General features: G+C 43.9%; 17 protein-coding genes. 3 read left to right on the forward strand and 14 right to left on the reverse strand.

Features of this window, described 5'->3' with window-relative positions:
- Positions 1 to 42 precede the first annotated feature (42 nt).
- Positions 43 to 1,596 carry a lipopolysaccharide biosynthesis protein gene (locus BN8908_RS03280; protein WP_068689056.1) on the forward strand — a complete coding sequence of 518 codons (1,554 nt, stop codon included), beginning with the start codon at positions 43 to 45 and terminating at the stop codon, positions 1,594 to 1,596.
- A 207-nt stretch (positions 1,597 to 1,803) separates the two neighbouring features.
- On the opposite strand, the gene nuoE is transcribed toward BN8908_RS03280, so the two are convergent.
- From nuoE to BN8908_RS03340, 12 genes are all read right to left on the reverse strand, one after another.
- Positions 1,804 to 2,280 carry an NADH-quinone oxidoreductase subunit NuoE gene (nuoE, locus tag BN8908_RS03285; protein ID WP_021987252.1) on the reverse strand — a complete coding sequence of 159 codons (477 nt, stop codon included), beginning with the start codon at positions 2,278 to 2,280 and terminating at the stop codon, positions 1,804 to 1,806.
- Positions 2,281 to 2,338: 58 nt separating this feature from the next.
- Positions 2,339 to 4,096 (reverse strand): NADH-dependent [FeFe] hydrogenase, group A6, encoded by a 1,758-nt coding sequence (locus BN8908_RS03290; RefSeq protein WP_021987253.1) that lies wholly within the window; start codon positions 4,094 to 4,096, stop codon positions 2,339 to 2,341.
- Positions 4,097 to 4,133: 37 nt separating this feature from the next.
- The gene (locus BN8908_RS03295; RefSeq protein WP_021987254.1) at positions 4,134 to 5,924 is read right to left on the reverse strand and encodes an NADH-quinone oxidoreductase subunit NuoF; all 1,791 of its coding nucleotides are present in this window, start codon (positions 5,922 to 5,924) and stop codon (positions 4,134 to 4,136) included.
- Positions 5,925 to 5,943: 19 nt separating this feature from the next.
- Positions 5,944 to 6,339: a (2Fe-2S) ferredoxin domain-containing protein gene (locus tag BN8908_RS03300; protein WP_021987255.1), complete on the reverse strand. Its 396-nt coding sequence runs from the start codon at positions 6,337 to 6,339 to the stop codon at positions 5,944 to 5,946.
- A gap of 42 nt (positions 6,340 to 6,381) precedes the next feature.
- Positions 6,382 to 6,924, reverse strand: a complete 543-nt coding sequence (locus tag BN8908_RS03305; protein WP_021987256.1) for an ATP-binding protein — start codon at positions 6,922 to 6,924, stop codon at positions 6,382 to 6,384.
- A 194-nt stretch (positions 6,925 to 7,118) separates the two neighbouring features.
- Positions 7,119 to 7,841, reverse strand: coding sequence for a PHP domain-containing protein (locus tag BN8908_RS03310; RefSeq protein WP_021987257.1), 723 nt, complete (start codon positions 7,839 to 7,841; stop codon positions 7,119 to 7,121).
- A gap of 46 nt (positions 7,842 to 7,887) precedes the next feature.
- On the reverse strand, positions 7,888 to 8,226 hold the full coding sequence (locus BN8908_RS03315) for a DRTGG domain-containing protein (RefSeq protein WP_021987258.1): 339 nt from the start codon (positions 8,224 to 8,226) through the stop codon (positions 7,888 to 7,890).
- A gap of 35 nt (positions 8,227 to 8,261) precedes the next feature.
- Positions 8,262 to 9,611: a [Fe-Fe] hydrogenase large subunit C-terminal domain-containing protein gene (locus BN8908_RS03320; RefSeq protein ID WP_021987259.1), complete on the reverse strand. Its 1,350-nt coding sequence runs from the start codon at positions 9,609 to 9,611 to the stop codon at positions 8,262 to 8,264.
- Between the two features lie 53 nt (positions 9,612 to 9,664).
- The gene (locus BN8908_RS03325; RefSeq protein WP_021987260.1) at positions 9,665 to 10,078 is read right to left on the reverse strand and encodes an ATP-binding protein; all 414 of its coding nucleotides are present in this window, start codon (positions 10,076 to 10,078) and stop codon (positions 9,665 to 9,667) included.
- A gap of 9 nt (positions 10,079 to 10,087) precedes the next feature.
- Positions 10,088 to 10,432, reverse strand: coding sequence for a DRTGG domain-containing protein (locus tag BN8908_RS03330; protein ID WP_021987261.1), 345 nt, complete (start codon positions 10,430 to 10,432; stop codon positions 10,088 to 10,090).
- A gap of 186 nt (positions 10,433 to 10,618) precedes the next feature.
- Positions 10,619 to 11,290 carry a hypothetical protein gene (locus BN8908_RS03335; RefSeq protein WP_021987262.1) on the reverse strand — a complete coding sequence of 224 codons (672 nt, stop codon included), beginning with the start codon at positions 11,288 to 11,290 and terminating at the stop codon, positions 10,619 to 10,621.
- A 56-nt stretch (positions 11,291 to 11,346) separates the two neighbouring features.
- Positions 11,347 to 14,298, reverse strand: coding sequence for a hypothetical protein (locus BN8908_RS03340; protein WP_068689058.1), 2,952 nt, complete (start codon positions 14,296 to 14,298; stop codon positions 11,347 to 11,349).
- Between the two features lie 210 nt (positions 14,299 to 14,508).
- Here BN8908_RS03340 and ligA point away from each other — a divergent pair, with 210 nt between their 5' ends.
- Positions 14,509 to 17,016, forward strand: coding sequence for an NAD-dependent DNA ligase LigA (ligA, locus tag BN8908_RS03345; protein ID WP_068689060.1), 2,508 nt, complete (start codon positions 14,509 to 14,511; stop codon positions 17,014 to 17,016).
- A 141-nt stretch (positions 17,017 to 17,157) separates the two neighbouring features.
- Entirely contained in the window at positions 17,158 to 19,605 is a 2,448-nt protein-coding gene (locus BN8908_RS03350) for an ATP-dependent Clp protease ATP-binding subunit (RefSeq protein ID WP_021987265.1), read from the forward strand.
- A 27-nt stretch (positions 19,606 to 19,632) separates the two neighbouring features.
- Here BN8908_RS03350 and BN8908_RS03355 read toward each other — a convergent pair whose 3' ends face one another.
- Positions 19,633 to 20,106, reverse strand: a complete 474-nt coding sequence (locus BN8908_RS03355) for an Lrp/AsnC family transcriptional regulator (protein WP_021987266.1) — start codon at positions 20,104 to 20,106, stop codon at positions 19,633 to 19,635.
- Positions 20,107 to 20,137: 31 nt separating this feature from the next.
- Entirely contained in the window at positions 20,138 to 20,761 is a 624-nt protein-coding gene (locus BN8908_RS03360; RefSeq protein WP_068689064.1) for a hypothetical protein, read from the reverse strand.
- Positions 20,762 to 20,794: the final 33 nt, after the last annotated feature.

A 20,794-nucleotide genomic window follows, 5' to 3' on the forward strand; every position in this document is an offset into this window, starting at 1 on the left:
CTGTCGTCGCGTTTTTATACCTTTGCCGATATTTTTTAATTTATGGCGGAGTCAAGAGTTCAAAAGAGTATCCAGAATGCAAAAGTAAATCTAATATTCTATTTTATTACTTTATTTTTGTCGTTCTTTTCCCGGAAAATATTTTTAGATTGCCTGGGGGATGATTTTGTGGGGTTGACCGGAACATTGGGTAATTTGCTGAATTTTCTGAATCTGGCCGAATTGGGGATCGGGGCTGCTATCGGTACGGTATTGTATAAGCCGATTTTTGATTGCGACCGGGAGAAAATCAATGAGATTATCTCGGTGTTCGGCTATTTTTATCGGAAAGTGGGATTTGTTATTGCCGGAGGCGGGATTGCTTTATCTGCTTTCTTACCCCTTATTTTTGCAAAGACGGAATTTGACTTGGCTTTGATTTATTTTGCTTTTTATGCTTTTCTGACTTCGGCATTGATCGGCTATTTTGCAAATTATAAGCAAGTATTACTGGGAGCCGACCAGCGGAATTATGTTGTAATCGCCTATTTTCAGACTTCGAATCTCATTAAGACTTTCATTCAGATTGCTTTGGCTTATTATACCCGGAATTATTATTACTGGGTAGCGGTTGAGTTGTGTTTCGGGGTGATCTATAGTATTATATTGAATTGGAAAATTCGGAAAGTATATCCCTGGCTGCGTTCAGAGATTCGCAACGGCAGGTTGCTGCGTAAGCGCTATCCGTTGATTATGACTTATTCGAGGCAATTATTTGTACACAAAATAGGTTCTTTGGTACAATTTCAGATCAAGCCTTTATTGATCTATAGTTTTGTATCTTTACAGGTTGTTGCCTTTTACGGAAACTATTCGTTGATTATCGATAAGGTGATTTTGCTTATCAAAAATATGCTGGGAAGCACAGGGGCCGGGGTGGGTAATCTGGTGGCGGAAGGGGATAAAGTAAAAATCCGGAAAATATATTGGGAATTGACGGCTTTGAATTATTTTATTGCGGGTTTGTTTGTATTTGCCGTTTATCACCTGATACAGCCTTTTATTGTATTGTGGGTAGGGCCGGAGTATGTATTGAGTCGTTGGGTATTGATTATTTTGTTGGGGAATATGTTTATTATGCAGACCCGGGGTACGAATGATCAGTTTTTATATGCCTACAGTCTTTTTCATGATATATGGGCTCCGATTGTGGAGACGGTCGTCAGTATTTCCATATCTTTGGCCGGAGGATATTATTGGGGGTTGGAAGGCGTATTGTTGGGAAGTGTGATAAGTATGTTTTTTATTGTGGTTTTATGGAAACCCTATTTTTTATACCGGAGAGGCTTTCAGGACAAACTTCGGGAATACTGGTGGGGTATCGTCAGGTATATTCTTTTGATCTTGGTTGCCTGGATCATAACGTCCGGAATTATCCGTTATGTTTCCATCGATCCTTACCGGAGTTATTGGAACTGGATACAGTTTGCCCTTGTGATCGTCGGTATTCTGGGGGGAGTGTTGTTTACCTTCTTTTGTTTATTCAGTGCAGGATTCCGTTATTTTTTGAAACGTGTGAAGGAACGCTTGAAACTGAAATTTAAAATCAAAGCCTGATAGGATTTACGATTTACGATTTACGATTTTTGATTTACGATTTTAGCTCAACCTAAACTGTTATCGCTTTACAGGAGTCGAAATAATTCTGTATTTGTCCGGATTGTCAGTCAATTTACAATCCGGGCTTCAGGTATGCCGGTAAAAATACCCCCGGTCAATGTGTGTGAACAGACCGGGGGCTATTTTTTATAAGAATTACAATTGTTACTCGAGTTCTTTTACGATTTTTTCGACATCTCCGGGAACGACACGGCCGAATACTTTTTCGCCGATGAGTACAACCGGCGCCAGACCGCATGCACCGACGCAACGGAGACTGGTGAGTGAGTATTTACCGTCGGCAGTGGTTTCGCCGACGTTGATTCCCAGTACACGTTTGAATTCGTCGAGTACTTTTTCTGCTCCTCGTACGTAACAGGCGGTTCCCATACATACGGAAATGGGATGTTCGCCTTTGGGGGTCATTGTAAAGAATGAATAGAAGGTAACGACACCGTATACTTTGGAAACCGGAATAGACAGTTGGCGGGCTATGATTTCCTGTACTTCACGGGGCAGATAACCGAATTTATCCTGTGCTTTGTGAAGTATGTTGATCAGTTCGCCGGGTTGGTTACCGAATGATTCACAGATCTGCACCAACTCTTTGACTTTATTTTCGGATAATTTTATTTCTGACATAACTTATCGGATTTGACTGTCTGCAGACCGGCATTTGCATACCGGTCTGACAGATGTTTTAATTACTTTTGTTGAAATAGTGGGTATGTAACAGATGGTGTGCTTTTTCACTCATCGGTTTACCCAGAAATTCCTCATATAATTTGATAATATCGGGATTCTCGTGTGATTTGCGAAGCGGTTTGTTACGGTCTTCCTCATAAAGAGCCCGGGTACGGGCTTTAAGCAATTCTGAATTGCCGTGGTGCAGAGGTTGTCCGCCGCCACCGATGCATCCGCCCGGACAGGCCATAATTTCGATGGCGTGGTATTCGGATTTACCTTCGCGGATTTCTTCCAGTAACCGTCTTGCATTTCCCAGACCGTGAGCAATACCGACATTCAATTTCACTCCGTTCAGTTCTATCGTTGCTTTTTTGATGTTTTCGAGTCCGCGTACGGCTTCGAAGTCTACTTTATCCAGTTTCTTTTGCGTATACAATTCGTAGGCTGTACGTAATGCTGCTTCCATCACGCCGCCGGAAGCTCCGAAGATAACACCCGCTCCGGTAGATTCTCCCAACGGATGATCGAAATCTTCGTCAGGCAGACTGTTGAAGTCGATGTTGGCCCGTTTGATAAGCGATGCCAATTCGCGGGTGGAGATGGAGTAGTTTACATCCGGATCGCCGTCTACCTTGAATTCGTCGCGATTGCATTCGTATTTCTTAGCCAGACACGGCATGATGGAAACCACGATCAGGTTTTCGCGCGGAATATTCATCTTTTCAGCCCAGAAGGTTTTGGCAATAGAGCCGAACATTTGCTGGGGTGAACGGGCAGTAGAGGGGATGTCGAGCATATCCGGGAACTGGTGTTCGAAGAAATTGACCCATGCCGGACAACAGGATGTCAGGATCGGAAGGCGTACGCTTTTGTCTCCTTCCAGGTATTTTGTCAGACGTCCCAGTAATTCAGAGCCTTCTTCCATAATGGTCAGGTCGGCAGCAAAATCGGTGTCGAATACTTTCGAAAAACCCAGTTGCCGGAGTGCGGCAACCATTTTTCCGGTTACGGAAGTGCCGGATGCCAGGCCGAATTCTTCTCCGAGTGCAGCGCGTACGGCGGGAGCCGTTTGTACGATCACAGTTTTTTTCGGATTATTGAGGTCGTTGATAAGACGGTTGGTGTGGTCCATTTCCGTCAATGCACCCACCGGACATACGGCAACGCATTGTCCGCAGAAGGTACATTCGGATTCACTCAGCGGTTGCTCGAATGCCGGGGATATGATGGAGGCAAAGCCCCGGTTTACAGCACCCAGTGCACCGACAGTCTGTACTTCGTTACACATCATTTCACATCTCCGGCAATAGATACATTTGTTCATATCCCGGATCAGGGAAGGTGAGCTTTCTACCTTGTAAGAACACTGTTCGCCGGCAAACGGCATTTCTCTGATCTTCAATTTTATGGCCAGATTCTGTAATTCACAGTTTCCGGATTTCGGACAGATCAGGCAGTCGTTGGGATGGTCTGAAAGGATCAGTTCCAATACCGTTTTGCGGGCATTCAATACCCGTAACGTACTGGTGTGTACCTGCATACCGTTTTCACAGCGGGTTGCACAGGCCGGAGCCAGGTTACGACGACCTTCAACTTCTACGACACAAATTCTGCATGAAGCCGGAAGGTTGGTGATGCACATGTCCTTCAGGTTCATGTAACAAAGTGAAGGAATATTGATCCCAACACCCCGTGCCGCTTCAAGGATAGTTGTGCCTCTGGCAACTTCGACGGTGTGGTGATCTATTTGTAATGTTATAGTAGGTTCCATAATTTTCTATTTCTCAAAGCAATGTACATAGTTTTTCTTAGACGGCACTGATTGCCTTAAATTTACATTTTTCCATGCAGGTACCGCATTTGATACATTTGGAGGTATCAATAAAGTGGGCTTCCTTGCGTTCTCCGATGATAGCGTCAACCGGACAATTGCGGGAGCAAAGGGTACAGCCTACGCACAGTTGCGGATCGATACGGAAAGAAAGCAGTGCTTTACATTTTCCGGAAGGACACTTCTTATCCTGAATGTGAGCAATGTATTCATCGTAGAAATTTTCCAAGGTAGAAAGTACCGGGTTAGGAGAAGTTTGTCCAAGACCGCAAAGGGCTGTGTCTTTGATGACATGACTGAGGTTGCGGAGCATATCCAGGTCGTCCATGCTGCCTTTGCCTTCCGTAATCCGGGTTAAGATTTCAAGTAACCGTTTATTGCCGATACGGCAGGGGGAACATTTTCCGCAGGATTCTTCCACAATGAATTCCAGATAGAATTTGGCAACAGCTACCATACAGTCGTCTTCGTCCATAACGATCATACCTCCGGAGCCCATCATCGAGCCGGCGGCAATCAGATTGTCGAAATCGATCGGAGTATCCAGGTGCTTTTCTGTCAGGCATCCGCCGGAAGGGCCTCCGGTTTGGACAGCTTTGAATTTCTTACCGTTTTTGATGCCTCCTCCGATTTCGTAAATGACTTCACGTAAAGTTGTTCCCATAGGCACTTCAATAAGTCCGACATTGTTGATCTTGCCGGCCAAAGCAAAAACTTTGGTTCCTTTGGACTTTTCGGTACCGATCTTATTGAACCAATTGGCTCCTTTGGTAAGGATTACCGGAATATTGGCCAGGGTTTCAACATTGTTTACATTTGTCGGTTTGTTCAAATAACCCGATTCGGCAGGGAAGGGAGGTTTTGTTGTCGGTTCACCGCGTTTTCCTTCCATGGAATGGATCAGGGCGGTTTCTTCCCCGCATACAAAAGCTCCGGCTCCATACCGGATTTCAATATTGAAACAGAAGCCGGTACCCATAATATTTTTACCGAGCAAACCGAATTCTTCCGCCTGGCGGATGGCTATCCGCAGGCGTTCAATGGCCAATGGGTATTCGGCCCGGATGTATACCAAACCTTTGTCGGCTCCGATACTGTATCCGCAAATGGCCATCGCTTCGATGACCGAATGCGGGTCGCCCTCCATAATCGAACGGTCCATAAAAGCTCCCGGATCGCCTTCGTCGGCATTGCATACGACGTATTTGCAATCAGACTGGTATTTGCGGGCAAATTCCCATTTCAATCCGGTAGGGAAACCGCCGCCCCCGCGTCCGCGTAGTCCGGAAAGTTTAATTTCATTGATGACTTCCTCCGGCGTCATTTCGGAAAGGCATTTTGCCAATGCAGCATAACCGTCCCGTCCGATGTATTCTTCAATATTTTCCGGATCGATGAACCCGCAATTACGCAATGCAATACGCAATTGCTTTTTATAAAACCCCATGTGTTTGGAGTCGCTTACGGCCGCTTTCTTTTCCGGATCTTTGTAGAGCAGGCGTTCTACTTTCCGGCCTTTTATGATATGCTCATTGATGATTTCTTCCGCATCTTCCGGTTTTACCTGGGTGTAAAACGTATTGTCGGGCATGATCTTTACAATCGGCCCTTTTTCGCAGAAACCGAAACAACCGGTAGCAATAACTTGTACTTCATCCTCCAGATTTTTTTCTTTGAGGTAATCTTCCATTCTGCTGATGATGTTCTTGCTGGAGGAAGCGCGGCATCCGGTACCCCCACATACAAGAATATGCATTTTATAACTCATAATTCTTAGTTTTCAGATTTCAATGTTCAATAGTGTCGTAATTTACCGGAATAATTCCTTCTACCAGTTCATCGTGTTTCAGATATTTCTGGATGATTTCTTCTGCTTTTTCACAGTTGACATGACCGAAGACGATCGGTTCTTTTCCGGGTTTTGTAATTTCTACTGTCGGCTCTGCAAAACAATAGCCCATACAACCCGTCTGTGTCACCACGGCTGCAATCCCGTTTTCTTCCAGATGAGAAAGGAAATAGTTCATTGTTTCCTTACTCCCGGATGCGATACCGCAGGTAGCCATAGCTACTTTTATCTGTATCATGTTTTCGGGATGTTCGCTTTTTTCGCGCAGGTCTATTTTAGCCTGAACATTGTCCCTGATTTTTTTCAGGTCGGCGAGTGTTTTTATTTTTTCCATAAGTCTCTAATGTTGTGTCGCCCCGGCGACGTTTCAGGTTAACTATTCTGTAATTTCTTTTTCATTTTCTTTTATCATTTCCTGTATTCCCATGATGATTTCCGGGTGGTTGACCGGAATGCCTTCCAGCATGTTTTTCAGTTCACGGGTATCGATGCTGAATGTACCGCGATCGGAGCAATGGGTATATAAAAATTCTCTTTCAGGGTTGGCAGCGATCAGTAAACTGATGGTTTCCGCCATGTTACCGAGTGGAGGGCGGTCTATGTGAGAATGCATAAACCGGGCTTCCACGATTGTCCCTTTCCCTTGCTGTGAAGTAATACTTAATGAACCCCCTGTACGCTCTGCGTTTTGTTGAAATAGCGGGATGCCGAGTCCGACTTTACGGACTGTACGGCTGGTAAAAAAAGGATCCCGCACCCGTTGCAGGGTTTCTTCGTCCATCCCGTCTCCATCGTCTTTCACTGTGATCGTCAATAAATCATCGGACCAATGTTCCTCTACGGTAATTTCTATATTTTGTGCATTGGCCCGAACTGAGTTCTGGACAATATCCATGATATGGGAAGCCAGGTCTTTCACGCGTGATTCTTTCGATCTATTTTATTTAGCCTTATTTTGAAATGAATCTGTAATAAAACGCCTCAAATTTAATTTAAATTTGAATACTTACAACGATTGCATGAAAAAGAATTTTTAAAAATGAAAAAAGATGTTGAATTTGATTCCGGATTTTTACCGGAACGGGCATTTTACTGTTTTTGATTTATCAAAAATTAAAACCTGCTATTGTGTATGGCTTCCCGGATAGTGGAGAACGATATTTCGTCCAGTTCGAAAGGAGTCGATACCTTTCCGATATCCGGCAGATAATGTGCATCGGAGGACCGGATGAAAGGATAGTTTTTCAGGTAATCGTAATTGTGTATAAAGGATGTGTACGTTGTGTGGGGACTTAATTCCAGCGCATCGCATTGTAGAGAGGGAGGAATAAACCCCAATTGTGACAATATGCTGAAATGACTTTTGTCGATGTGAGCGGGAATGAAAATACCTTGCAGGCTGTGTACTTTTTTTTCGATTTCTTCCAAACCCGGGGTGATGGCAGAGATCAATAATTTAGGTTCTTCATATATAATATTGTCCTGAATATCGGCGACGACCTGATAGCCGAATTTTTCCGGATTGTTCGGAATATCGGGAAGATATGTATCCAGGTATGTCTGAAAGTCTGTCAGTTGCCCGTCTTCTTCAAAGAATGCAAGACAATGCACTTCTTCGCGAGTGGTCACTTCGGCTCCGGCGAGTACAAATAGTCCCGTATTTTCAGCTGCATCGCGGATGATTTTTGCTTCCCGTGTCGAATTATGATCGGTTATGCCGATAATATCCAGTCCTTTTTGGCGGGCAGTTCGCAATATGTTTGCCGGACTCATTTCCAAATCCCCGCAGGGAGAAAGGACTGTGTGTATATGTAAATCGGCATATCGTGTTTTCATAAACCGTTTCGGAAAACTCCGTTTCGTGTAAGGATGGCGTAAGCCGTTATTTTTGTTTCAGCAGTTCGTATATCTCGCCTGTAATTTCAAAGGTCTGTTTTGTAGTGGAAAGTATCGGGATGCCTTCGGCTTCACTTTCGGTGACGGTATCCTCTTCCGGCTTGTAACCTTTCACCAGAATAACGGCCGATAGTTCTTTCAGCGAAGCGATGGCCATTACGTTTTTATGTGTCTGCAAGGTGATCCACAAGTTTCCTTCCTGGGCGTTTCCCATGACGTCACTCAACAGATCGGATGTGTATCCGCCTTTGATTTCGCGGTTTATTCCGGCTGTTCCGCAACATATTTCCAGTCCTAATTTTTCGACGATATCTGCGACTTTCATGATGGTATTTTATTTGTATTGATGATTCAGGTTATTTATTTGTCGAATTTTTCCTCTCCCCAGATTTTGCAGGAGAGTTCCATGGATTCTTCCGGCGTAATCAAACCTTCTTTTGTCAGTATTTTCTGCATGAATACACATTGGTTCAGTTTGGCTTTTCCCTGTGCGACATCTTGAGCCAGCGCCTGACAGGAAGGGGCTCCGCAGGCGCCGCAATCGATTTGCGGCAACACCTTCATGACCCGGTTGATCTTTTCCATCTTTTCCATAGCGATCAGCATGTTTTCGTCCAGTTTCTCGATGGAGCGGGGGCGAATCTCTCCCGTCAGCCGGATTTGTTCATTCAGAAATTCCCGGTATTGGGGCATTTTGTTGGTTGATGTGTAATTGTTCCGGATGTAGTTTGTCATCCTTTTTTGCAGGCGTTCGATGGTTAAAAAACGGTTGTTGATAGTGAGGGCTCCTCCGGCACAGGAATGATCACAGGCCCGTAGTTCCAGAAAATCGATGTCCGTAATTTCATCGTTTTCCAGCTTTTCCAGAATTTCGATGACGTTGTGTATTTCATCGATGGCCAGACAGCGACCGGTATAATGGGCGGCTTCGCCTCCTGTCAGCGTCCAGTTGATAGATTCCGGAGTCAGATGGTATTGTTCGGGTACTTTGGTAATGGGTTTGTCTTTGTTTTTGTTAATGGCCAAAAGGATTTTATTGTATATGAAATCCATGTTGATTACCCCGTCGACGGAAGATTTTTCTTCTCCTACCGGGCATTTGATGGCGGCAATTTTTGCGGCACATTGGGTTACGAAAAATACACCGATCTCTTCTTCCGGAATCCCTTTGTCGATGAATTTTTTCCGTACATATATGGCTGCCGTATCCATGACTTGCTTCAATCGGATAATGTGGTCGATCAAGGACGGGAACCGGACTTGTATCAGCCGGATGACAGCCGGACAGGAATTCGAGATAAAAGGTTTCAGGTGGGCGTTTTTCTCCATGTATTTCCGGGTTTCTTCTGCCAGAATGCCGGTGGCTTTGTCCACTTCCATCACATAGTTAAAACCCATATTATGTAGTTCGGAAAAGATTTGCTCTTCGCTGATATCTTCCGGGAATTGTCCGATCAGCACAGTGGGGAGCAAAATGATCCGGTAAGAGAACTTGAATATTTGGCTGAAATCGTCCTGTTCGACAATAATAGCGTGTTGAGGACAGGTTTTCAGACACATTCCGCAATCTGTACAGGCCGCTTCATTTAAGGACGCCTTTCCGTTCCGGATTCGTATGGCGGAGGTAGGGCATATATGCATACAATGGGTGCAGCCTGTACAGACGGCGTCCACGATTTTTAATGCATGATAAAATTCCCCTCCGCTCATTACTCGTTATTTTATATTTCCCTTATTTGTACGGGGTATTTGTTATTTCGTTCTTACTTTAAATAGGTGATCATGCGGACAGTCGTACCCACGTTGATTTCGGATTGAATGTCCAGCTTGTCACAGTTTTTCTGCATATTGGGTAATCCCATTCCCGCTCCGAATCCCATTTCCCTGACTTCGGGGGTAGCCGTGGAATATCCTTCCTGCATGGCCAAACCGATATCCGGAATACCCGGTCCCTTGTCAGCTACGGTAAGTTGGATCGCTTCCGGCGTAATTTGTAATTTGACAGAACCTTCCCAGGCGTGGGCAACGACATTGACTTCGGCTTCGTACAATGCGACGACGATACGTTTGATCAAATTGCTGTCGACATTCAGTTGTTTGAGTATTTTTTTTATTTCGCTGGAAGCTGTACCGGCACGTGAAAAGTTACCGCCTTCTATGTTGAAATTAAATTCCATAATTCTGTTTTAATATACGGGTTCCAGTCCGGCTTTATAGAGTTCGCCACAGACTTTAAACATACTTTGGGAACATTGTAAAACGGCGATACCGTTTTCCCGGGCCAGTTCCAGCATATCCGGACTGACTTTTTTGTCCCGGACAAAGAGAATGAAATTGATGTCGGACATTTCGGCTGTCCGGATCACCTGAAGATTAGCGAGTCCGGTGATCAAAAGCATTTCTTCCGTATTCAGACGCAGGACATCACTCATAAGATCGGCTGCAAATGCCCGTTTTATTTCGCATTCGAGATGTTGGTCTCCGCATATAACGGAGGCTTTTAACAGTTGCACAATATCATTTAATACCATCTTTCGGAATTTAGATGGTTACGAATATAACAATTGCAATCGTTTTAAAAAAATTTTTTTAAGGAAAGATTGAATTTCAGACATTGTCCGGAACTGAAAAAGACGGAATGTATGGTATTGATATCAGATGGTATATGTAAATTTTAATTCATTGTGAAGTGGATCGTATCTTAAAGGAAACTGTTATTAATGACAAGGGATATACAAGGCATCATCTCTGGGAATTAATAACGTAGGGGTGTGCGAATAACGTTTGAATAAGCGCAGATTCAGCGGTGTATAGAATGGAAACAGACGGAAAGGCCGCATGATAAACACAATGGAATTGTCTGTTTGTATGAACGTATTTTTTAAAATATGCTCGAAACTCCCTTTGAAGAAGGATTTGGTGTACCGGGCATTGGAATTGTTGAAAATATTTTCGATAAAGCTGACGTTGTTATCAACCAAATGAGCTATACCTTCGTCTTTTTCCTGCGGAATCGTCAACTCGATCGTTGCTTTTGTATTGTATCTTTGGAAAAAGTTCGCCCAGACTACTTTTTCTTTGTTTTCCTGCAGGTAACCTACCGGAATATTGAAATGATTGTAGGAATCCTCGGGATAAGACGCCCGGACAAGCAACATCGGTTTGTTGATCTCGTAGGCATATTTCAACAACTTACCGAATTTCAACGTATCCCGGTTAAGTATGCACAATACTGTTTTTTCGGAAAGGAGTGTAACAATGGAGGCCGCAGTTGCCGGAAGCTTTTCGAATCTGACATTCAGGTTGTATAGTATCCCTATTTTGTTTGCCAGAACCGTGATTTCTTCCTCACTGTCCTTATAAAATGCAATGATTTCGTAATTTGCCATGGCATTTTTTTATTAGTTTTTCAAAGTAAGCTAAAAAACAAATAATAAACAAATATTTAGATACTAAAACTAATATTGAATAAAAACTCTGCAAACATCGATTTGGTTTGTGTTTCGTAACCTGTCCGGATTCCCATGGTCAGGGGAAACGGTAATCTCAAAAAATGGAATCCTGCTGTCAATTCTGCTCCGTAAGAGTAATAGTTTTTTTCCGCCCGGCGGAATTTTTCATGTCCCATATCGAAGAAAAGTCCTCCATCCAGACGTTTTATATAAAAGAGGGAAGTGATGTGCTGGTCGGGAAAAAGCAGAGGTAATTTATAATTTGTCCGTAGAGTTGTCAATTCTGAACCGTAAAAATGAATACCCCGGGGTTGGAGTATTTTTTTTCCGTAGGCTCTGTTATCGGGGCGTTCCTGGTATCCTCCGTATAAAGAAATGGAGTTGTTGACTGCAAAGCCGGGAAAATAGAATGTGCCGGATACCCACCATTCATGTCCCAGATCCAGTTTTTTCCAGGGTGTATGTGCGTAGCCTATTTGTATTGATTGCCCCCAGCGGGGGTTGATTTCCTGTGGCGTCATACGGGTTTGGCTGCCTAACAGCAGGCCGTACTCCAACATCTGGTAATAGTTGGAAGGGGTCGAGAAACGGAAGTCGGAAGGGTTTACCGGCAGAATGTAGCCAATATCGCCCTTTTTTGTCAATAGGTAGGTTTCGCGGACTTTATTGTTGTGTATGGCCTCGATTTTGTAACGGGCGTAAGGGGTGATATAACGGTTGTAATTTTTTCTGGATATGTTGAAGGGGAGTTGAACGGTAAATTCACCCTGGGTATAATTCGACCGGTTTTTCAGGTAGAGGGTATCTTTTGTTCCGGTGTGCAGGTTTTCGGCCTTTGTGTTGAAGGTATAATAGTCGTATCTTCCGCTACGGATGTCGACGGAGAATACCGGCCATATTCCTTTGTAGCTGGCGTTAAGCATCCAGGCGCCGTGATCGTAGTCCGAATCCAGAATATATCCGGCAGATAAGGACAACGTGCTCAATTTGTTTTGGGAATAGGCAACGATGCCGGCTGTGATTTCCTGTCTGCTGGGATCTATGTACAAAGGGCCCCAACTGTGGAAATTGAACAGGTGGGTAAGTTTCCGGTATTTCCGGGTCGGATATATGGAATCGTTATCCCAGGACATCTTCCAGTTTTCTCTTCTAACGAGAGAGTCGGCCAGACGGAAATGTTCTTTGTCTAAAGGGATATTTTTTAAGTCCTTTAAGGCTATACGTCCGGGTTTATAACCGTCGGAAGTATAGAACGAGAAATACAGGGAATCGGTATATAAAGAAGGGAAACGCACTCCGTAGGGAGCATTCAGGACATTGTCGATGTGACCTGTCCGGCTGTTTCTGGCATAAAATGAATTATTGGCATTGAAAGAAGCCCGGAACAGCAGCAGGCTGTCCTGTACAACCGGGTTATCCAGTTCATACCAGACGGGGACGGTGATTTTTTCTCTTGTACCGCTGTGCAGGTCGATCGATTCCAGATGTATGCCTTGCCGACCCTGAACGACGGTTGTTATCTTTTTACCATCGTAATGCGGGTGAATAAATAACTCATCTTTGGATGCCTTGATGCGTTGCAATTCTTTTTTCATTTCCGGGTCGAGAATGACCAGTGAGGCCTGGTTATTGTCGTTTACTTCGACAACACCCCAGTTTTCACCGACAGAGAAAGGAGAAAACCGGTTGTGACGACTTTTGTGATAACGGTATTTGTGTCTGTGCAGATCGTAACTTACAAGCGTGTTGCGGCCGCCGTGCTCCCAACGGATATCCGGCCGGTATTCCGTCCAGACGATACGGTCGTCGTTTATGGCATATCGGTTGTCGTCCATGACTCCCGTGCGTGTCAGTAGTTTGTCTTTGTCTGAGCCGATGCTTACGAAAGCACCGGTTTCCCGCAACCCTTTTTTGTAAGCAATGAGCCGTCCATCCTGTAAACGGATGGGGTAAAGGTAATGGGTATAGGTTCGGTTGTGTGTGGAAACGGTATCGAATTTACTGGAATCGTGTATAACTTCTTTTTGCCAGATGCGTTGTAATTCCGTAAAATTATCCCGGTATAGGGTGCGTTTGGCATCCCGGTAAGTATTGGCTTTTTTTACACTGTCTGCATTGATAAAGAGGGACCGGAAGGTGGAATCCCGCCACAGGCTGTCCCGTTTTTGCGCCAGGGTTTTACGCAGGCTGCGGGCAAAAGGGGCCAGGCTAAAAGGACGGCGGCCGATGCGGTTCAAGGCGTCGGTCCAGATTTCGTTACCGTAGTTTACCCGGGCATTGCCCACCATAAAATAGCCCATGTTATAGCGATTGGGGACAAAGTCTTTATCCGATCCGAGGGTTGCCTTATAATAGGTGTATATACCTTTTTCAACGATTTGTGCTTTCATTTCATTGAGAAATTCAGGAGAACGTCCTCTGCCGATATGTCCGACGGCGGTTTCGAATGTCACGGCGTCGCCTTCGAGGAACCACAGGGGAAGATATAAGCCGGTAACGGCAATCGTAATTTCTTCTCCGAAAATGTAATATAGCAGTTTCGTCAGTCCCTGGTTCACTTTGTCGATTTGTACGACATGACGGAATTCATGTACACAGAGGTGTTCCAGCCAGGTATCGGATGGTTCCTGGGGAGGCATCGTATACAGATCGGTTTTACGGGGGGCCCAGGCAACGTTACCATTGGCAATACCTCCGCTGGCGTGAATGACCATCGATATTTTTACGGGTTTATGTGCCAGAGAATTCGAGTGGCGGTACAAGGCTGCGTATATATTCGCAATTTTTTGGGCATTTTCTTCGAAATAGTCCGGGTAAATGATCTGAAAATCTTCTGTTTTAATTTGTTTCCAGCGTAAACCTGCCGGATCTTGCCCTAAATCGACAAACTGAGCTTTTGCGGAAAATAGTAACAGTAAAAAAAAGACGGATAATTTGATCTTCATAGTTTACGTTGTAGTCTTATTTAAGTGTCTAAAAATATAGTTTAGATTTGAAATATTGTATAATTCATCAATATATTTTGATAAAATAACTGTAAGCCGGTTTGAAAAATACCTTTTTTTCAGGATTTTCCTGCATTTTTCGAACTCTTTCAGAAGGAAAGAAAATGATTATTTTTCCGTAACTTTGTCGTAAAGATTTATACGGAAACTATGGAAAAAGCAGAGGAACGGCTATTGGCGTTGCGTAAATTACTGGAATATCATAATAATAAGTACTATATCGATAATGCACCGGAGATTTCGGATATCGAATTCGATCGTTTGATGCATGAGCTGGAAGCTTTGGAAGAAGCTCATCCGGAATGGTATGATCCGAATTCTCCGACACAGCGGGTCGGTCAGGATATAAACCGGGAATTTACCCAGGTGGAGCATAAATATCCGATGCTTTCGCTCAGTAATACATACAGCGAGGAAGAAATCCGGGACTTTGATACCCGGGTACGTAAAACGGCAGGTGAAGTACAATATGTATGCGAGTTGAAATACGATGGAACTTCGATCAGTCTGACTTATACCGGTGGGGAATTGACACAGGCCGTTACCCGTGGGGACGGGGTGAGAGGCGATGATGTGACGGCTAATGTCCGGACCATTCGTATGGTCCCTTTAAAACTTCAGGGAGATTATCCTGCCGAATTTGAGATACGGGGTGAAATTTTAATGCCTTTTGCTGTTTTCAACCGTTTAAATCAGGAGAAAGCGGAAGCAGGGGAAGCGCTGTTTGCCAATCCCCGGAATGCTGCTGCCGGTACGTTGAAATTACAAAATTCGGCTTTGGTGGCCAAACGGCATTTGGATTGTTTTCTTTATTATTTACCCGGAGAGAATACGCCGGCAGATACGCATTACGGTAGCCTGATGAAGGCAAAGGAGTGGGGATTTTATATACCGCCTTATCTCCGGCTTTGTAATACCATCGGGGAAGTATGGGATTTTGTGAAAGAATGGGATAAAAAGAGGGTGGATTTGCCGGTACCTATCGATGGTATCGTCGTAAAAGTCAATGATCTTGAAAAACAACATTTATTAGGCTATACGGCAAAATCTCCCCGCTGGGCGATCGCTTACAAGTTTAAGGCAGAACGGGAAGCTACTCCGTTGATTTCGGTCAGTTACCAGGTAGGCAGAACGGGGAGTATAACCCCTGTTGCTAATCTGGAACCGGTGCATCTGGCCGGAACGGTGGTGAAACGGGCTTCTTTACACAATGCGGATATTATAGCCGATTTGGATTTGCATGAGCATGATACGGTGTATGTCGAGAAAGGGGGAGAAATCATTCCGAAGATTGTAGGAGTGGATGTGAGCCGTAGAAAACCGGATGCGTTACCGGTGCAATTTATTACACATTGTCCCGAATGTGGAACGGAATTGGTGCGGATAGAAGGCGAGGCCAACCATTATTGTCCGAATGAAGAACATTGTCCCCCGCAGATTGCCGGTAAAATCGAACATTTTGTCAGTCGCCGGGCCATGGATATAGAAGGTATGGGGGAAGAGACGATAGATTTATTGTTGAGCCGGCACTTTATACAAAATGTGGCCGATATATATACTTTACCGGAACGGCGGGCCGAATTGATCGGATTGGAGAAAATCATTTATTCTCAAAGTTTTGAGATGACGAGTATTCCGTTGGCTAAGGTGATTTACGGCTTTGAAATCGGATTGAAAAACATATCGGCTCGTCTGGCAACGATGCTGGCAGGGCGTTTTTCCAGCCTGAAGGCATTAGCCGAGGCCGGTAAGGAAGAGTTGATGGCCTTGCCTTGGGGAGAGAGTAAAGATATAGAGAAGAACGTAAACCGGATTCTGGATTATTTCCGGACTCCTTTCAATGAGCCTTTAGAGCGTTTGAAAGCAGCCGGAGAGGTGGCGGATATTCCTTCGGATGATGTCATTTTTGCCTTTTGTATACCCGGGGTTGACAGGTATAAAGCGGAATTATTGGCAGCTTCTTACGATTATATTTATGAATTGGCAACGGCTTCTGAATCGGAAATAGCAACGGTAGAGGGAATGACAGATACGGATGCCGTCAATATCCGGAATTTTTTCCTGCGTAATGAAAAAATGGTACGGAAATTGAATACCTTAAACGTATACCGGATGCAGGAAAAGTCAGTGGATAACTTGATCACCGGTATTGAAAAATCGAAAACCGCCGGATTTCCTGCCTTATTATATGGTTTGGGGATTCGTTATATCGGTGAAACGGCTTCCCGTAATCTGGCCAGAAGTTTCCGGAGTATGGAGAAATTGATGGCTGCCGACTATGAACAACTGATAGAGGTGGAGGATATCGGAGAGCAGATGGCGAATAGTTTATTGAAATATTTTGCACGGATAGAGAATCGGATACTGATCGAACGTTTGCTGAAATATGGGGTTGCCGGAGAGATGGAGGAACAAGCTGAAGAAAACAATATCCTTGAAGGACAGATTTTCGTAATAACAGGGACATTGAGCCGGCCGCGGGAATATTTTAAAGATATCATATTGAGTGCCGGCGGCAAGGTCAGTGATTCGGTATCTTCAAAAACCACTTTTTTGCTGGCGGGAGAAAATGCCGGAAGTAAATTGAAAAAAGCTGAAAAATTGGGAATCCGGATTATCGGAGAAAATGAATTTAAGGAGATGATTAACGATAAGTAATAATAATTTCTTTTTTTCAATAGTGATTTTCATTGGAATGTATTATTTTTATGATGTCAAATGCGACTTTTCAGATTTTAAGTAAGAGTTGCTTATTAAATAAAAATGGGTAAAAGCGATACAAAAAGATTAAAACAGATAATGACCTCTGCAGGAGAGGAAGCTAAACGTTTGGGTAATTCGAAGATTTATCCCGAACATTTGTTTTTGGGGCTGTTGAGGTTGAGTCGGGGCCGGGCAATAGATGTGCTGATGGCTCTGGGGGTGGATTTCTATGAGGTGAAGGATCGGATAGAAGAAAAACTGGCAAAGAAAAAAGAAAAAATAGAATCTTTGACAGAGTTGGATTTTACATTGGCCGCCAACAGTATTTTGAAACGGGTGATGGAGGAAGCTTTGAAATTAGGCGATGAGCAGGTGGATTCGGAACATGTCATGTTGGCTATACTGCGAAGTGAAGCTGTATTTGTATCCAAACTATTCAAATCCATGGGGGTCGATTACGAGGTGTTCAGGGAGCAGTTGCTGAAAGAGCGGGCCCGGATGCAATCGGATTATAAGGAGGATTCCGAGGATGAGGACATGGAGGATGAAGATCCGTTGTATAATCCTTACCGTCAGCAGGGAATGTCTAAATCAGATACTCCGGTACTGGATAATTTCGGAATCGATATTACAAAAGCTGCGGAAGAAGGTACATTGGACCCGATTGTCGGTCGTGAACGGGAAATCGAGCGTTTGGCACAGATATTGAGCCGCCGCAAAAAAAATAATCCGGTATTGATAGGTGAACCCGGTGTCGGCAAATCGGCCATAGCAGAGGGGTTGGCTATTCGTATCACGCAACGTAAGGTGTCCCGGGTGTTGTTTGATAAGCGGGTTGTGGCTTTGGATATTGCTGCTATCGTGGCGGGAACAAAATACCGGGGACAGTTTGAAGAGCGTTTGAAAGCGATTTTGAATGAATTGGCCAAGAATAAAAACGTTATTTTATTTATAGATGAGATTCATACCATTGTCGGAGCCGGAGGATCGGGGGGAAGCCTTGATGCTGCCAATATGCTGAAACCGGCACTGGCCAGAGGAGAGATTCAATGTATCGGCGCGACGACATTGGACGAATATCGTCAGAATATAGAGAAAGACGGTGCTTTGGAACGTCGTTTTCAGAAAGTATTGGTAGAGCCGACAACTTTTGAAGAAACGGTAGAGATTCTGAATAATATAAAGTCGCGTTATGAAGAGCATCATAATGTAAAATATACGCCGGCAGCTATTAAAGCGTGTGTAAAGCTTACCATGCGTTACATTTCGGACAGGGCATTGCCTGATAAGGCAATCGATGCTTTGGATGAAGCGGGGTCCAGGGTGCATATTACGAACATCAACGTTCCGGCTGTAATTGAGGACCTGGAAAAGAATATCGAAGAGGTAAAGTATCAGAAGAAGGAGGCTGTAAAACAACAGAACTTCGAGGTCGCTGCAGCTTTTCGGGATAAAGAGCGTCATCTGACTTCATTGTTGGAGCGGGAAAACGAGTCATGGCAAAAAGAATTGAATGAGAATCCGATTCTTGTCGATGAGGAGCAGGTTGCCGAAGTGGTGGCTATGATGACCGGTGTGCCTGTAAAACGGATTGCACGCACGGAAGGTATAAAGTTGCTGCAAATGCGGGACGAGCTGGCGGGTAGTGTTGTCGGTCAGGAAGAGGCGATTGAAAAGATTGTGAAATCGATTCATCGGAACCGGGCCGGTCTGAAAGATCCCAACCGCCCGATTGGTTCTTTTATATTCCTGGGACCTACAGGGGTCGGAAAAACCCAGTTGGCTAAAGTTCTGGCAAAATATCTGTTCGATACAGACGATGCTTTGATTCGTATCGACATGAGCGAATATATGGAAAAATTTGCCGTATCCCGGCTGGTCGGAGCACCTCCCGGATATGTCGGATATGAGGAAGGCGGACAATTGACGGAAAAGGTAAGAAGAAAACCTTATTCGGTGGTGCTGTTGGATGAGATCGAGAAAGCCCATCCGGATGTTTTCAATATTTTGCTGCAGTTGCTGGACGACGGGCAGTTGACGGATAGCCTTGGACGGCGGGTGGATTTTAAGAATACCATAATAATCATGACGTCCAATATCGGAAGCCGGCAATTGAAGGATTTCGGCAGAGGCATCGGATTTAGCCGGGAAGACCGGGTGAATGATAAGGATTATGCCCGGGGTGTAGTACAAAAGGCGTTGAAAAATGCATTTGCTCCCGAATTTCTGAACCGTATCGATGATGTAATTGTCTTCAATGCATTGACGAAAGAGGATATTCATAAGATTATCGATATCGAATTAAAAGGACTGATGAAACGGGTCGGCGATTTGGGATATGTTGTCGAGATTTCGGAGGAAGCCCGGGAATTCCTGACAGAGAAAGGATATGATCCGCAATATGGGGCGCGTCCTTTGAAACGAGCCATTCAGAAGTATCTGGAAGATGAATTGGCAGAGGTGATTATTAAAGGTACGGTTCCGGAAGGAGGCGTGTTGAAAGTCGACTGTGACAAGGAACACGACAGAGTAATCGTTATATAAAAAAAAGAGCTTGAAAAAGCTCTTTTTTTATTTGGGATCTTCTGTAAGCAGATCGACTTGTTTTTCGATAATGGTATCCAAAGATATAAAAGATTCCGTTTTAGCGATCCCCGGTATATTCTGAAGGGTATTGATCAAAACATCCATCAGATGCTGATGATTGTTACACCGAAGCTTCAAAAGAAAGGCATAATGGCCTGTAATAAAATGGCATTCCGTGATTTCCGGAATTTTTTCTAACTCTTTAACCACAGATTTGTATTGATGGGCATTGTCAAGAACAACACCGATAAAAGCACATATCTTAAGCCCTAAGGCTCTGGGTTTTACAATAAAACGGGAACCTTCAATAATTCCTGCATCTTCCATTTTTTTTACACGTTGATGGATGGCAGCTCCGGATATTCCGCATTCTCTCGCTATTTCAAGGAAAGGTACCCTTGCATTTTTTACCAGATAGGAAAGGATTTTTCTATCTATGTCGTCTATTTGATATTTCATAGTTGTTTATTTTAAACTGATTGACCGGAAATTACCGGAAGTTTAAAACACTGTAAAGCTGTTTGCGTTGCTTGTAGTATCTTTTTCCTTCCTCATTTGTGATTGATTTGATAATGCTGTCGATCAGATTGTTGAAAATTGTCGTAAATGTAAATCCTTCAGGCGGATAGATTTCCGGATTGTGGATATCATTCAATTTGGCAATAAACATGCGGGCAATCATTTCGCTGGAAGCATCCTGTTTATAAATTCCCTGTTCCATGCCTTTTTCGATGTTGATTTTTATCTTTTCGTATATATAATCCGAACGGAGATTCTTATGTTCTTCGTAAAGATCCGGATAGGCTTTTGATAAAGCCATTGTTACCGAGGGGGTTACGTTGAAAAAACGATTGTTAATCTCGTTACTTACAATCAGTAAGATGTCAATTGCATTCCACCCTTCAAAGTTGTATTCATTGAAAATTTCTTCGAAACACCTTCTTTCATGAGCTAAAATCGTATTAACCATGTCTTTACGATCTGTAAAGTATTCTTTCAGTTCATTTGTGGATAAGCCTACTTTTTGTAGATGCTCTTCGCTGAAATCGTTGATCCCGTAGCGACTGATATAGGTCCTGAGTTTTTCTGCCAGCTGAAATTTCTTGTCCTCCATAATTTAATTCAGGTTTAATTGAAGTGGTAAATA

The sequence above is a fragment of the Culturomica massiliensis genome (assembly GCF_900091655.1).
Classification (GTDB): Bacteria; Bacteroidota; Bacteroidia; order Bacteroidales; family Marinifilaceae; genus Culturomica; species Culturomica massiliensis.

Excerpts from the sequence above, each read along its gene's own strand:
- BN8908_RS03280 (WP_068689056.1), top strand. The coding sequence starts at position 43 with ATGGCGGAGTCAAGAGTTCAAAAGAGTATCCAGAATGCAAAAGTAAAT.
- nuoE (WP_021987252.1), bottom strand. The coding sequence starts at position 2,280 with ATGTCAGAAATAAAATTATCCGAAAATAAAGTCAAAGAGTTGGTGCAG.
- BN8908_RS03290 (WP_021987253.1), bottom strand. The coding sequence starts at position 4,096 with ATGGAACCTACTATAACATTACAAATAGATCACCACACCGTCGAAGTT.
- BN8908_RS03295 (WP_021987254.1), bottom strand. The coding sequence starts at position 5,924 with ATGAGTTATAAAATGCATATTCTTGTATGTGGGGGTACCGGATGCCGC.
- BN8908_RS03300 (WP_021987255.1), bottom strand. The coding sequence starts at position 6,339 with ATGGAAAAAATAAAAACACTCGCCGACCTGAAAAAAATCAGGGACAAT.
- BN8908_RS03310 (WP_021987257.1), bottom strand. The coding sequence starts at position 7,841 with ATGAAAACACGATATGCCGATTTACATATACACACAGTCCTTTCTCCC.
- BN8908_RS03315 (WP_021987258.1), bottom strand. The coding sequence starts at position 8,226 with ATGAAAGTCGCAGATATCGTCGAAAAATTAGGACTGGAAATATGTTGC.
- BN8908_RS03320 (WP_021987259.1), bottom strand. The coding sequence starts at position 9,611 with ATGAGCGGAGGGGAATTTTATCATGCATTAAAAATCGTGGACGCCGTC.
- BN8908_RS03325 (WP_021987260.1), bottom strand. The coding sequence starts at position 10,078 with ATGGAATTTAATTTCAACATAGAAGGCGGTAACTTTTCACGTGCCGGT.
- BN8908_RS03330 (WP_021987261.1), bottom strand. The coding sequence starts at position 10,432 with ATGGTATTAAATGATATTGTGCAACTGTTAAAAGCCTCCGTTATATGC.
- BN8908_RS03335 (WP_021987262.1), bottom strand. The coding sequence starts at position 11,290 with ATGGCAAATTACGAAATCATTGCATTTTATAAGGACAGTGAGGAAGAA.
- BN8908_RS03340 (WP_068689058.1), bottom strand. The coding sequence starts at position 14,298 with ATGAAGATCAAATTATCCGTCTTTTTTTTACTGTTACTATTTTCCGCA.
- ligA (WP_068689060.1), top strand. The coding sequence starts at position 14,509 with ATGGAAAAAGCAGAGGAACGGCTATTGGCGTTGCGTAAATTACTGGAA.
- BN8908_RS03350 (WP_021987265.1), top strand. The coding sequence starts at position 17,158 with ATGACCTCTGCAGGAGAGGAAGCTAAACGTTTGGGTAATTCGAAGATT.
- BN8908_RS03355 (WP_021987266.1), bottom strand. The coding sequence starts at position 20,106 with ATGAAATATCAAATAGACGACATAGATAGAAAAATCCTTTCCTATCTG.
- BN8908_RS03360 (WP_068689064.1), bottom strand. The coding sequence starts at position 20,761 with ATGGAGGACAAGAAATTTCAGCTGGCAGAAAAACTCAGGACCTATATC.